The sequence below is a fragment of the Rhodococcus sp. WS1 genome, from assembly GCF_003797745.1.
In the GTDB taxonomy this organism is placed as follows: Bacteria; Actinomycetota; Actinomycetes; order Mycobacteriales; family Mycobacteriaceae; genus Rhodococcus_F; species Rhodococcus_F erythropolis.
Map to the genome: position 1 here is coordinate 317,334 of NZ_RKLZ01000002.1, position 13,775 is coordinate 331,108.

Below are 13,775 nucleotides of genomic sequence, written 5' to 3' on the forward strand. Positions count from 1 at the left end.
GTAGGTCCACGCTCAGCCCTGACATACCATCGGTAGCCGTGCCCGACGCCGTGACAGCTTCACCCCAGACTTCGAGTTCGCCGCCTCCTGCTGGTCAGGATGCCCGCGAGCGTTTCCATCGCACTCGATGGGTTGCGATCATCGCCGGCTTGCTCGGCTTCGTACTCGCACTGGCAACTCCGCTGCTTCCTGTCGTGCAGACGACGGCGACGGTCAACTGGCCACAGAACGGCGTGATCGGCGACGTCGAGGCACCGCTGATGGCGCAGGTTCCCATCGACGTCAACGCGTCGATCCCCTGCACCGCGGTCAGCTCACTCCCCGAGGGCGGCGGCATCCTGATGTCGACGGCACCTGCTCAGGGCGACGGTGCCGCGCTCTCGTCGATGTTCGTCCGCGTGTCCGCTACCAGCGTCGACGTGCTCGATCGCAACGTTGTCGTCGCTTCGGCAGCGCGCGAGGACGTCGAGTCGAGTCGCTGCGGCGCCATCGCGTTCAGCTCTGACGTCAACCGGACCTCGGCGGAGTTCGTCGGACTGACGTATCCCGACGGCAACCCGATTCGTGGCCAGCTCGACGGCGACTTCCGCCCGCAGGTGGTCGGCGTCTTCAGCGACCTGCCCGACGGCGCTGCCCCCGAGGGCCTCGGCTTCTCGATGACGATCGACTCACGTTTCTCGTCGAGCCCCAGCGTCCTGAAGCTGGTCGCGATGATCGTGGCAGTGCTCTCGACCATCGTCGCGCTGGTCGCCCTGGCTCGCCTCGACGGCACCGACGGCCGCAAGCACCGACGTTTCCTGCCCGAACGCTGGTGGAAGTTCTCCGGTATCGACGGAGTTGTGGTCGGCACGCTGGTCGTCTGGCACTTCATCGGCGCGAACACCGCCGACGACGGTTATCTCCTGACCATGGCCCGAGTCTCGCCGGACGCGGGATACATGGCCAACTACTTCCGTTGGTTCGGCGTTCCCGAGGCCCCGTTCGGCTGGTACTACGAAGTCCTGGCCGTGATGGCGAAGATCTCGACGGCGAGCCCGTTCATGCGTCTGCCCGCTCTGCTCGCCGGAATCCTCTGCTGGATGGTGATCAGCCGCGAGGTCGTCCCGCGTCTCGGCCGGGCGGTCCGCCGGAGCAACGTCGCCCTGTGGACCGGCGGTCTGGTATTCCTGTCCTTCTGGCTGGCGTACAACAACGGTCTTCGCCCCGAGCCCATCGTGGCTCTCGGCGCACTGCTCACCTGGTGCTCCATCGAGCGCGCCATCGCCACCGGACGCCTGCTGCCCGCGGCCACGGCAATCTTGATCGGCGCCTTCACTCTTGCCGCCGCACCCACCGGATTGATGTGTATCGCAGCCCTTCTCGCCGGTGTGCGCCCGTTGGTGCGCATCGTCGTCAAGCGTCACCGACTGGTCGGCACACTGCCGCTTCTCGCTCCGATCGCCGCTGCCGGAACCATCGTGCTGGTGGTCATCTTCGCCGACCAGACCTTTGCCGGCGTCATGGAAGCCACGCGCGTCCGAACGATCATCGGGCCCAATCTCGAGTGGTACCAGGACTTCCTGCGCTACTACTACCTCTTCGTCCAGACGGTCGACGGCTCGGTTGCCCGACGCTTCGCGTTCTTGACGATGATCCTGTGCCTCTTCACGACGCTCTTCGTGTTGTTGCGCCGCGGCCGCGTCCCCGGCGCGGCAACCGGTCCGTCGTGGCGCCTGGTCGGCGTCGTCTTCGGCACGATGTTCCTGATGATGTTCAACCCCACCAAGTGGACTCACCACTTCGGTGCGTACGCGGGCATCGCTGGTTCTCTCGCCGCGCTGACCGCCGTGGCAGTGTCCGCGTCTGCCCTGCGCTCGCGTCGCAACCGATCGGTGTTCGTGGCCGGGCTGCTCCTGATGCTCGCGTTGACGTTCGCCGGCATCAACGGCTACTGGTACGTCTCGAGTTACGGCGTTCCGTGGTTCGACAAGACCATCTCCTACGACGGCCGTGAATCCAACACACTGTTCCTCGCGCTCTTTGCTCTCGCCTTGGCCTTTGCCGCCTGGCAGTACCTGCGTGAGGGATTTGCTGCCCCGCCCGAGAAACCGAACACGGCCAAGGGCAGACGAATTCGCAAGTTCGCGGCCGCTCCGCTCACCGTGATTGCCGGTCTGATGGTCCTGTTCGAGGTGCTCTCACTACTCAAGGGCGCTGTGTCGCAGTACCCGGCGTACTCGCTGGGCCGAAGCAACATCGAGGCACTCGCGGGCAAGACCTGCGGCATGGCCGAGGATGTTCTGGTCGAGACCGACGTCAATTCCGGGAATCTGCGGCCTCTGCCCGCTCCCGGATTCAACGCGGAGGATCCGTTGTCCGGAGTCGATTCGAAGGGCTTCTCCCCCAATGGGGTTCCCAGCGATCTGACCGCCGATTACATCGAAGTCAAGCAGGGCATGGGTAATACCGACAGCCAGAGTGTCGGCCCCACCTTCGCCACCGGTTCCGGCGCCGGAACCAGCGGCGGCACCGGTAACCTCGGCGTCAACGGCAGCACGGCCAAGCTCCCCTTCGGCCTCGATCCGTCGAAGACGCCGGTCATGGGCAGCTACCAGCCCGGCGTGCAGGAACCTGCTTCCCTCATCTCGAGTTGGTACGGATTGCCCACTCGCAGTGAAGAATCACCGCTGGTGGTCATGTCCGTAGCGGGCCGCGTGTGGTCCGTCGACAACACCGGTGCGATCACGTACGGCCAGTCGCTTCTGGTCGAGTACGGCAAGACTCAGCCCGACGGAACAGTGCAGGTTCAGGGTTCGTACATGCCGCGAGACATCGGCCCGGCGCCGTCGTGGCGCAACGTCCGTATCCCGATCGACGAACTCGCGCCGGACGCCGACGCCGTTCGGGTGGTCGCGTTCGATCCCAACCTCACGGGCGATCAGTGGATGGCGTTCACGCCGCCGCGCGTGCCCAAGCTCGAGTCCCTGGACTCGTACATCGGCAGCGAGCAGCCGGTCCTCCTGGACTGGGCTGTCGGCCTTCAGTTCCCGTGCCAACGTCCGTTCACACATCAGAACGGTGTGGCCGAGATGCCGAACTTCCGCATCCTCCCGGACCGTCCCCTGGCCGTCAGCTCCACCGATACCTGGCAGTCCGCGGACAACGGTGGACCGCTCGGATTCACCGAGGTCCTCGCCGGTGCTACGACGGTTCCGACGTATCTGAAGGACGACTGGGCACGAGACTGGGGATCACTCGAGCGCTACGACCGGTACTTCCCGAATGCTGTTCCGGCAGAGGTGGAGACGGGCACCGCAACCCGCTCGGGCATGTGGATGCCCGGCGAGATGCGAGTGCACTAGCCTGCGCTACCTACTCGGGTGACTGCTCGGGTGCGACGTACGGAGACGGCCGAGACCGCTCCGACAACGACGACGCACCCGAGTAGTTGCCCAACGCCCGGCCGTTCGCCGAGCAGCACAACTGCCAGCAGCACGGCGAGAACCGGTTGCATGAGCAGGAGCGTCGCGCCCACCTCGGCGGGAAGCCGAGGGAGCGAGTGCCCCATCAGCATCCAGCCGAACACCTGGCCGACCAGCGCCAGTGCCGCGAGCCAGCCGAACGCTTCCCAACCCGGGACGAAATCGATCCGGCCCCACAGTGATCCGATGACGGAGCCGGCGATGCCCGCGGATGTCGTCGAGATCAACACCTGGCTCGCGGCCCGATCCGCCTCGCCCGTACGACCGACCACGAAGATGTAGCCGCCGTACGCGATTCCGGAGACGAGCGAGAGCGCCGTTCCCCACAGCAGGTCGTCGCCGGTTCCCCCGCCCCCGAACACGCCGCCCGCCAAGGCGATTCCCGTGAACATGAACGGTAGGGCGAAGACGAAGCGCATCGGCACCCGATTGCCGAACACCAACCAGGACAGTGCGGGCACCACGATCACCTGCACGTTCACGACGACGCTCGCCATACCCGCGCCGATCATCAGAATCGACTGCGACCACAACGCGAAATCCAGTCCGAGCAACAGACCGCCGAGCACCTGCAGAACGACTGCCCGCCGGCTCGGCTTGCCCACCCGGCGGAACTCTCGCCACGCCAACCACAACAGCGGCGGCAAGGCCAGGAAGCAACGGAAGAAGACGGCCGTCGAGGGCCCGACATCAGCCAGCTTGATGAGGAGCGAACTGATCGAGATCGCGGCTGCGCCTCCGACGACCAGCAATCGAGGGTCGATGCGCCCCCGAGGAGTTCGGGTGGGTGTCGGTGTCTGCGCGGTCGCGGAGGTCAGAGTGGTCACTCGACAATGTTCCTGCCGCTAACTATTCAGCACAAGCAAATGTTCAGACCGTATATTCGGTAGCATTTCTACTGTGTTGAATCTCGAAAGACTCCGCGCCCTGCACGCTGTCGCCGAGAACGGATCAGTAGCGGCTGCCGCCCGCACCTTGCATGTCACACCCTCCGGAATTTCGCAGCAGTTGAACAAGCTCGAGCGCGAGGTCGGTGTTCCGCTCCTCGAACCGCAGGGCCGCGGTGTACGACTCACCGAAGCGGGCCGGATCCTCGCGCGCCGAACCGCAGAGGTTCTCTCGACGCTCGCCCAGGCCGAGGCGGAAATCGCGTCGCTGCAGAGCGAGGTGACGGGCCGCGTACGCATCGGGGCCCTGGTCTCCCCCAGCAGGACAGTGCTGCCGCGAGCCATCGCCGAGATCAGGCACGCGCACCCCCAGCTCGAAATCACCTTCAACGAAGGCGAATCCGAAGAACTGCTCCCCGCACTGATTCGCCGCGACCTCGACGTCGTGGTGGTCGACAGTTGGAGCACTCTGCCCGTCGAACTTCCCGACGGAGTCTCCTTCACGCCCGTGTACGACGACGTGGCGCTGCTCGCTCTCCCCGCGTCACATCCGCTGGCGGAGAACAAGGTCGTCGCGCTCAGCGAGCTGTCCGAGCATGCCTGGGCTACGTGGACACGGGGAACGGACTTTCACACCTTCACCGTCAGGACCCTGCGCGCGCAGGGGTTCGACCCACGAATCGAGTACGAAGTCGCCGAGTTTCCCACCCAGGTCGAATTCGTAGCTCAGGGCCTCGCCGTCGCTTTGATCCCGCGCCTGGCGAGAGTTGTACCGCCGGAAGGTGTTCGAATGCTCGACACGATTCCGCCGCTCGGCCGAGACATCTACCTCGCCTGGCGGACCGACAGCGAAAGACCTGCCGTCCTGGCGGCGATAGAAGCGCTACGCCGCCAGTTCGATCTTCTGGGATGAACCTCAGTGATCACTTCGCCAACCCGTTCCGTCGAATGACGGACACCGCTGGCCAACAGCATGATGTTTGGGGGCCAACCGACCGATACCCTTTGTCATACATGCCTTTTAGGCTCGGAGTTATACACCCCTTCGAGCACCAGGAGCATCATGATCGATCTGACCGGCAAAGTTGCACTCGTAACGGGGGGCTCTTCGGGTATCGGCAGGGCTATCGCTGAAACGCTGTCGGCAGCGGGTGCGCGAATCGTGGTCGCCGATCTTTCCGAACAACCGCGAGAGGGTGGACCCACGACTACGGAGTTGCTCGAATCGCGTGGAGGACTGTCCGAACACGTCCACCTCGACGTCTCGGACAGCACAGAAGTGACAACCGTCTTCGCCGAGACCTCTCAGCGACACAACGGAATAGACATACTCGTAAATAACGCCGGCATTCTCGTCGCCGGGACTGTCCTCGAAACCGACGACGACCTGTGGCGTCGACAGATGTCGATCAATCTTGACGGCACGTTCTATTGCACCAGGGAGATGATCCGACAGCTTCGCGCAATCAATCGAGGTGGAAAGATCGTGAACATCAGTTCCATCAGCGGGTTTCGAGGAAACCCCGGCTTCGCGGCCTACTGCGCCTCGAAGGGCGCGATCGTCAACTTCACACGACAGGTAGCGCTCGACTACGCACCTTTCGGCATCAACGTCAACGCTGTAGCCCCAGGATTCGTGACGACTGCGATGACGGATTCCTACGACCAACCAACACGCGAGATATTGACCGGCCAAACCCCGAGGGGGCAGTGGGCCACTCCGAAAGATATTGCAAACGCTACTTTGTTCCTGGCATCCGATCTCTCCGATCATGTAGTCGGAGAGAATATCCTGGTCGACGGGGGTTGGACCATCGGCACTCCGACGGGCGGACAGTAGCAAAATCGTCGGGCGGTCTCGGTGTCGAGCGACGCCGAGACCGGTGCGTTGTCACCGCAGCGGCAGGACAATACCTTCAGCTGTCGCGATTCCCGCGGCCGCCACTCGTGAGTGGCAGTCGAGTTTGTCAAGTATGCGTTCGACATGTGTTGCAACAGTGCGATGACTCGCATGTAATTCTCTGCCAATTTCGGCGTTACTGAGCCCGCGGGCGAGATACGTGAGTACCTCGAGTTCACGAGCCGTCAGATTCCGGGGCGCCTTCTCGCGACGAAGCGTCACCAGCGATCCTGCAGCTACGGGCGTAACCGACATACGCATCGTATGTCCGTCGGGCGAAACCCAATAGAGACTTCGAGGGCCGCCGAGGGCAACTGCAATACGCATTTGTTGGTACAGCGCACCATCCTCGTGGAGATGTTCTCCACGCGCCGTGCCCTGAACATCGGACACCGATCCTTCGTCGGTCAAGAATGCAGTTTCTTCCGAACCATCGACCAACAGTTCCCAACTGCCCCCATCGTTTGCCCGCAAACCGTCGGTCAGCGTCGCGATGAGGGGCTGAACAGCGAGCAAACAGTCGACGGCCGCGTCACTCAACGGAACCGGAAACGTTGTGCTCAGATGAAGTGAGCCTGTATATCGACCGTCCCGTGTGAACAGACAAGTCGTGACTCCTTCGTTGAAACCGGAAGGTTGAAAGACCTCTCGCGCACTGAAGTTGTCAACATAATTCGGAATATCGCACCAGCGCAGCGGCCGCGAACGTCGAAATCGCATAGCGAGAAAGGCGGGGTCGTCGACGGTGAACCCCTGATTGAGATACGAACTCACTTCTCCCGGGTAATCCGATGCTGCAACGGTGAAGTGACGCTGCTTTCCCATGTCGTAACTCGCGATCGATGCGGCCTCGAACGGTATCTCCTCGTTCAGCCGATCCATGACCGCGGATGCCCTCTGGCTGACAGGTGCATTTTCTATGCATATCGACGCGATGTCCGCCACAGTGGCGAGCGTGTGATGAGTGAGCGCCATGTCGTCATCCTCACTTCGATCGATGCGCGCCAAGTGACGACAATCGACCAGTCGGTTTCTCGTGCACAATCCCAGCGAAAGTTGAAGCGCATCAGGACTTTTCCACGGGATTCAACCGAAGATTTATCGGCTGATAGCATCGTAGGATACCGCGGAACCACGCTTTTCGGGTGACAATGACCGCCTTACCAAGACAGTGGGCCGCCTCGCAGGGCGATCATCATCAGATCACTCGCACTCGGCCGGAGCCGCTGCCCGAGGATTCCGCGAAACGGACTCCGAACAGCGACTCCGACCGAATAGTGAGAACTAGGCGATGGGTGTGAACGCCATGCAGTCAGGACGCTCGCAGTGCCCCGTCCTGTCGCACACGCACCGGGCTCCGACCGGCCTCGAAAAGGGTGTCGACGCGACGACGATCTGCGTCGGTCCGACCGGTGATCGCCGAGACCGACAGGAAGACAACGAGGTTCACTGCCATTCCGACTATACCGGCGGTGAGCCCACCGAGGCCCGCAATGTCGTCAGGGTAGATCCATGTCAAGATCACCGCGACGCTGAACCCGGAGAGCATGCCGGCAACTGCACCGTGCTTGTTACCACCGCGCCAGAAGAGTCCCAGAAACAGAGGAATCGACAATTGCACGATCCCCTGGTACGAGATCTGAGCAAGGAGCTGCAAACGCGCCATGTCGAACGTGAGATACGCGACGACACCGGCGACCGCCATGAATACGACCATGCTGGACTTTGCAACTGCCGTCAGCTGTCGATCCGAGAGCGGACGCTGTTCCGAATTGATGATGTCGTTCGCAATCTGCAGACCGCACACCTGGACGCTGCCGTCGATATGCCCCATCGATGCTGCGAAAACAATCGTGACCGCCAGTCCCAGCATCCATGTTCCACCATATTGGTACATCAGGGTGAACCAACCATTCTGCGGCGCCTCGTGCACTTCTGCAATTGTCGACGCCGCGAGTCCCACAAGCATCAACAAGCTGTAGAAGACCCCCGAGATCAAGACGGTGCGGATAGTACCCGCCTTGACTGCTCGCACTCCGGATGCTGTGTAGATGCGCTGGAAACTTGTTGGCCAACAAAGTGATCCAACAACACCGGTGAAGATCAACGCAAACAGGTAGAAGGGCCCGTATGCGTCGCCGTCGCCTGGTACCCGCAGCATCTCCACCGGCAGTTCCGCCAACGCCCCGAAGCTGATGGGTGATCCACCAAATCCGACGAGCATGAGCAGACACACCAATCCGGCAACCACGTAAGCGACTATCCCCTGGAACAGGTCGGTCATGATAAGCCCGCGCATGCCCATCTTGACTGTCCAGATCTGGCGAACGACGATGAGTGCCAAGCCGACCAACAGGCAGGTTGTGACGGACCATTTGCCTTCGCTGGCAACTTCGAGGAGTTGCCCCAGCGCTTGCATTCCGAGCACCACCCACGGGAACAACGACACCACACCGATCACACTGGCAACCTTCTTGACCAATGTCGAGTCGAACCGCAGCCCGAGAAGGTCTGGTTGTGAACGTAATTCGTATCGAGCTCCCCATCGCCAGGCCTTTGTGGCCATGAAATACATCATCGCAACGCCTAGCCCCGAGTAGGCCAGTCCGTAGAATCCGAATACTCCGGCACCCGCCGCCAAACCGAAGAAGGCGATGAAAACCGCACCCGGCCACCAAGAATTGACGTAGGACATCGCGACGAACCATGGACCATAGCTACGACCACCCACCGAATACTCGGTGAAGGACGGCGCTTCGCTGCGCTTGGTGGCGTAAAGGATATAGACGACGACAGCATAGAAGACTGTCAACATTCCGAGCATGATCAACATGTCATTCTCCAGTCGGCGAACTCGGTGACCCAACGGAGGGGCCGGATACCACAGCGAAGTCCTCGTCCAACTCGCCCCTGATGCCTTCGACCAGATAGAGCGCCCACAGACTCAGCCCGACCAACAACCCGTCGAAGAGCCAGTAGAAGATACTGAACGGCAGCCCCAAGATTCGTGTCGAGACGCCACTTGCTGCGAGATACAACGGAGGAAACAGCGCAAGCAGAAGGCTTATGCCGTACAGGATACCGAATGTCACATGAATTGTTCGCGGCTCGAGTTGCCGAATGAACTTTTTCATTCTGCCTGCTCCTCTAGTCCGCACCAGTCGATTGCAAGGGCGGCAAAAGTTCTTGCAGCAGTATGAACTTCGTCGATCAGACAGTACTCGTCATCTGCATGAGACACCCGCAGGTCCCCGGGGCCATAACTGATCGCGGGAACGCCTGCCATCGTGAGAAAGGAAGTATCCTCAACCGCACAGAAGCCGGCAACGGTTGGCGCACCGGCAAACCGTGTCCCACCTGCGGCAGCGATGTGGGCCTGGGAGATCGCTTGGGTGATCTCAGCTGCCGACTCTCCCGGGTCGTTCGCCGGCCAACTGAGTTTCCATTCGACGGTCGGCGGATTGTCCCGCAGCCAGCCGTCGGTCCGCGCTATCGATTCGATTTGCGCCTCGATCTCCTGCTTGACTGTTTCAGGGTCGTCCTGAGGTGGATACCAAACGCAGTACTCGATGGTCATGTATTCCGACAGGATGAACGGCACAAGCACTCCGTGTGGACCGCCCGTCACCACACCGGGATGAATCGAGAAATGCCCAGGAGCGAAGAGCGGGTGCGTCTTCGTGAATGCCCATTCTTCCTCGAGGCGTTGAAGTGCCTGAAAGACGAGAAACCCCTTGTCGATTGCGTTGACGCCAACCTTGGATCCGCCACCGCCGGCTCTGATCGTCTGACCACGCATTGACGAGTGAGTAGCTTTACCCGCTACTGTCACCGAGAACCAGAGCAGACCTGGGGTCACCGGGATTACTCCGAGTTGAGTCGGACCGCTCGGTTCGGCCACGACAGCAGCATCAGCCCGATACCCGCGCTCAAGGGTCGACGAGATCCCGCACTCGTGGTCCATGACCTCTTCCCCGACAACCGCCTGAATGATCAGATCGCCACGAAGCGAGATGCCGGCACGTTGCAGAGCCTTGACCGCGAAAGCCTGTGCGACCAGCCCTGCTTTCATATCGCTTGCGCCGCGCCCCCACACTCGGTCACCGTCAATTCGGCCAGAGAACGGGTCTCCAGATTCCCACCGCGCAACATTTCCCGGGGGTACGACGTCGACGTGCCCGTTGTAGATCAACGAACGCCCACCACCGGAGCCGGAAACAGTCCCCACAGCGTTGGTCCGCTTGGCCTCGACTTCCCATCTCTCCACATCGGCGCCACTGTCCTGATAGATCTCGGACAGCACGTTACTGACTTTGCCTTCCAGACCTACGACTTGGTCGTAGCTCTGGCCGGGATATTTCGGATTCACGCTGGGAATAGCGATGATCTCCGACAACACTGTGACCATGTCCTCAGCCAACGCATCGACAGCGTCGAACGCGCGACGTTTCGCTGCCACTTCGGATGAGGGTCCGGACAACTCCGTGGGATTGCTCACCATGTGCTCCTGGAATGTAGGTGAATCGACTTGAACCAGAAAGAGTCCCGTGCATTCGTGGACGGAATACTCACTGCGGCAGCAGATTCGCCGCGAGTAGACAAAGACTAGATGTGAACAAGGTCACGCAACATCAGCAACTCGACCCCAGATGTGCACCTACGGGGACACGTTCATCCGTCAACCAACGGATCCCTGGATTGTCCGACACACAGCCCACACTCTGATCCACCAAGGCTTCGGCACCGACTGGCAGCCTGATCACGCAATCTGACGCTATCTCGTTCTATTACAAGAGAACTCAGGATTCGGAGTCGGTTCGAACTTCCAGGACGGTGGTTGTTGTCTCTCTTCGTCCAACCGATCCCCGGGCAGTGACCGAGATTCGAGTTCGATCAGCGCGAAACAGGTCACGTGAGTATTCGAACGGAATGCCCGACTGGTCTCGGGTGGTGCGCGTGATCAACAACAGAGCAGCATCGACGCGGGTCCCGAGAACCGACGCCTCAGTCGTGGTGGCGTTGACAGCTTCGATCTGCTCCTCGGCGGCACCGGGAACCAAACCGTATGCCTGCTCCATCAATTCGTAGAGCGAGCCGCCGAGAGGACGCTCCAGCAGGCCCGGAAACCTACCAGCCGGGAGTTGTACGTGTTCCAACGAGATGGGAGACCCGTCGGCGAGCCGAATGCGTCGAATATCGATCACGAACTCGCCCTCGCCCAAACCCAGCGCATCTTGCGCGCTTCGGTCGGGAACGGTCATTTGAGTGGACAGGATCCTGCTGCCGGCCACGTATCCTTGGCTCGCCAGATACGCGGGCAACCCGATGACACCGGAGAGATCTCGCTCGACCGTTGCATGACTGATGAACGTGCCGCCGGAACGCCCGATCGCTCGACGAACGACCCCGGCTTCCTCCAATGCAGCAAGAACCTGCCGCAGACTCGAGCGGCTGACTCCGTAGTGTTCTGCCAGTTCCCGCTCGCTCCCGAGCCGCGACCCGGGAGGCAATGCTCCGGAATTGATCTCGGCCACGATTCGCCGCCGGACCTCCTCAGTTTGCGCGCCCATGGGGCAGCCTCCTGAACATGGCGGGTATTCGGTCTGACCAAATAATAGCCGTGCGCGGCGACGACGGATTCACCGGGGACAGGTGAATCCGTCGTCGCTTGTCTTACATTTCGCCGAGCGCCATCGCCGACTCCGGAAGGACCTGTCCCCCATCCACGATCAACGACTGACCGGTGATGTACGCGGCTTCGTCCAGGGCAAAGAACAGCGCGGCATTGGCGATATCCTCGACGCTGCCCAGACTGCCGGCCGGGACACTGGACGCCATTTCGTCCAGATACTGCTGTCCCAAACCGTCGAGCCCCTCGGTGATCACATTGCCGGGCAAGACGGCGTTGATCGTGATCTTCTTCGGGGCCAACTCAATGGCAGCAGTTCGGATGAAGCCCATCTGCGCGGCCTTGCTTGCCCCGTAGTGCGACCAACCCGGATACCCGGTCACGGGTCCGGTGATCGACGATGTCACGACGACCCTTCCATGCCCGGAAGTTTCGAGCCACGGCATGCACGCTTGCACGGCGTGGATGGTGCCCTTGACGTTGACGCCGAATACGCAGTCCATGTCCTCCGAGGTCATCTCCCCCAGCCGCTTCGACGGGAAGATCCCAGCATTCGCGCACAACACGTCGATTCCTCCGTGTCGCTCGGCCGCAACTTCCGCCATACCGGCCAAGGAGTCAGGATTCGTGACGTCGACTTGAAGTGTGGAGACAGTGCCAGGAAGATCATTCAAACCCTCCGCGGCACGTTCGAGAGTCAGAGCGTCTCTCGCGGTCATGAGCACATTTGCCCCTGCGCGCGCGAATACCCGAACCATTCCCAAGCCGATGCCCTTGCTACCGCCGGTGACGACGACCGAACGACCTTCAATGGAGTTGAACATTTGGACCTCATCAGAGTTGATTGATCGGGACTAGTCGGTCAGCGAACAGAACCTGTTCGCTCGAGTGAGGAACCGGCGGAATCGAGGTACCTGGTCGCCAGATCGCACGTTCCCGCTGCATAACTCGAACTCTTCGTGCGCGACTCGTGGGAATGCGAATGGGAACCCATCCATGCCACCAAGAGCATCCTGCGCAACATGACGAATGTAGCGAGCATGTCTTCGTCCTCGTCGGACAATTCCGCGACGGTTCGGTACCCGGACAACCACGCTTCCTGCCAACGCGGCAATGCCGGATCGTGCTCGATGAAAGACACGGCGGTACCGAAGTCGTACAGGAACCAGCCGAACCCACAATCGTCGAAATCGATCACGTTGACCTGATCTGCATCAACGAGAAGATTCGCCAGTCGGAGGTCTGCGTGCACCAGACCGAATCGGTCCGGGCCCTGCCCGTATCGTTCCAACCTCCGGCGAATCAAATCCACGGCAGGCTCCAACGTCGCAATCTCGTTGGTCCCGATGCCGACAGCATCCTGCCAGCGTCCCCACCTCGGTGCCTCGCCGAGTGTATTGGTCCAATCCCACGAGAAGCGAGCGAAACCAGTCGGCTTGCGCCAACGCTTCGAATGAGAGTGAAGCCTCGCTGTCACCGCTCCGAGTGTATGAAAGTCGTTCGCACAAATTCCCGCTTCATCCGGCTCCAAGCCACCCATCGTCTCGAAAAGGACTGCGTGCCGCGTACGTCCGGAAACTTCCGTCGTTACGATTCGACGCCCGTCTGCTGTCCGAATCACTGTGGAGGCATCAACGATGTTCTCCTCATGGAGGGCATCGAGCCAATCCAGTTCTGACTCGATCGCCTGCGCATCGTGGTATCCCTCCCGATGCACGCGGAGGATTCCACCCGAGCCTGTCCCCGGGTCTTCGACCAGATAGGTCGCATTTTCCGACAAATTGATCATGCGCCACTGCGCATCTCGCGAGAACGTGTACTCCTTGATCGCACGATCTGCGACCAGGTCCTCGGCCGATCCCGCACCTTCGACAAACATCAGGTGGTCCTCCTCTCCT

General features: G+C 61.2%; 11 protein-coding genes. 3 read left to right on the forward strand and 8 right to left on the reverse strand.

Features of this window, described 5'->3' with window-relative positions; translation table 11 throughout:
- Nucleotides 1-38: 38 nt before the first annotated feature.
- Nucleotides 39-3,341 (forward strand): arabinosyltransferase domain-containing protein, encoded by a 3,303-nt coding sequence (locus tag EEB12_RS14040; RefSeq protein ID WP_020968115.1) that lies wholly within the window; start codon nt 39-41, stop codon nt 3,339-3,341.
- On the opposite strand, the gene EEB12_RS14045 is transcribed toward EEB12_RS14040, so the two are convergent.
- Nucleotides 3,338-4,288: a DMT family transporter gene (locus tag EEB12_RS14045; protein ID WP_141487961.1), complete on the reverse strand. Its 951-nt coding sequence runs from the start codon at nt 4,286-4,288 to the stop codon at nt 3,338-3,340. The two genes, EEB12_RS14040 and EEB12_RS14045, sit on opposite strands and share 4 nt — an antisense overlap.
- 73 nt (nt 4,289-4,361) lie before the next feature.
- On the opposite strand from EEB12_RS14045, the gene EEB12_RS14050 reads away from it, so the two are divergent.
- The gene (locus tag EEB12_RS14050; RefSeq protein WP_141487962.1) at nt 4,362-5,261 is read left to right on the forward strand and encodes a LysR family transcriptional regulator; all 900 of its coding nucleotides are present in this window, start codon (nt 4,362-4,364) and stop codon (nt 5,259-5,261) included.
- A 150-nt stretch (nt 5,262-5,411) separates the two neighbouring features.
- Complete coding sequence (locus tag EEB12_RS14055) at nt 5,412-6,188, forward strand: SDR family NAD(P)-dependent oxidoreductase (RefSeq protein WP_141487963.1); 777 nt, start codon at nt 5,412-5,414, stop codon at nt 6,186-6,188.
- A 51-nt stretch (nt 6,189-6,239) separates the two neighbouring features.
- Here the strand turns inward: EEB12_RS14055 and EEB12_RS31045 are convergent, their stop codons facing one another.
- The 7 genes from EEB12_RS31045 to EEB12_RS14090 all read right to left on the reverse strand — a co-directional run bounded on the left by EEB12_RS31045 (nt 6,240) and on the right by EEB12_RS14090 (nt 13,756).
- A complete protein-coding gene (locus EEB12_RS31045) occupies nt 6,240-7,223 on the reverse strand; it encodes a helix-turn-helix transcriptional regulator (protein WP_141487964.1) in 984 nt (327 codons plus the stop codon).
- Between the two features lie 337 nt (nt 7,224-7,560).
- On the reverse strand, nt 7,561-9,081 hold the full coding sequence (locus EEB12_RS14065; protein ID WP_134998589.1) for a sodium:solute symporter: 1,521 nt from the start codon (nt 9,079-9,081) through the stop codon (nt 7,561-7,563).
- Nucleotide 9,082: 1 nt separating this feature from the next.
- A complete protein-coding gene (locus tag EEB12_RS14070; RefSeq protein ID WP_141487965.1) occupies nt 9,083-9,382 on the reverse strand; it encodes a hypothetical protein in 300 nt (99 codons plus the stop codon).
- Nucleotides 9,379-10,746 (reverse strand): ArgE/DapE family deacylase, encoded by a 1,368-nt coding sequence (locus EEB12_RS14075; RefSeq protein ID WP_187326678.1) that lies wholly within the window; start codon nt 10,744-10,746, stop codon nt 9,379-9,381. Before EEB12_RS14075 ends, EEB12_RS14070 begins: the two co-directional genes overlap by 4 nt.
- A 301-nt stretch (nt 10,747-11,047) precedes the next feature.
- Entirely contained in the window at nt 11,048-11,818 is a 771-nt protein-coding gene (locus tag EEB12_RS14080) for a GntR family transcriptional regulator (RefSeq protein ID WP_141487967.1), read from the reverse strand.
- Nucleotides 11,819-11,921: 103 nt separating this feature from the next.
- Nucleotides 11,922-12,701: a 3-oxoacyl-ACP reductase FabG gene (gene fabG, locus EEB12_RS14085; protein WP_042950308.1), complete on the reverse strand. Its 780-nt coding sequence runs from the start codon at nt 12,699-12,701 to the stop codon at nt 11,922-11,924.
- Between the two features lie 38 nt (nt 12,702-12,739).
- Nucleotides 12,740-13,756 carry a phosphotransferase enzyme family protein gene (locus EEB12_RS14090; RefSeq protein WP_134998592.1) on the reverse strand — a complete coding sequence of 339 codons (1,017 nt, stop codon included), beginning with the start codon at nt 13,754-13,756 and terminating at the stop codon, nt 12,740-12,742.
- Nucleotides 13,757-13,775: the final 19 nt, after the last annotated feature.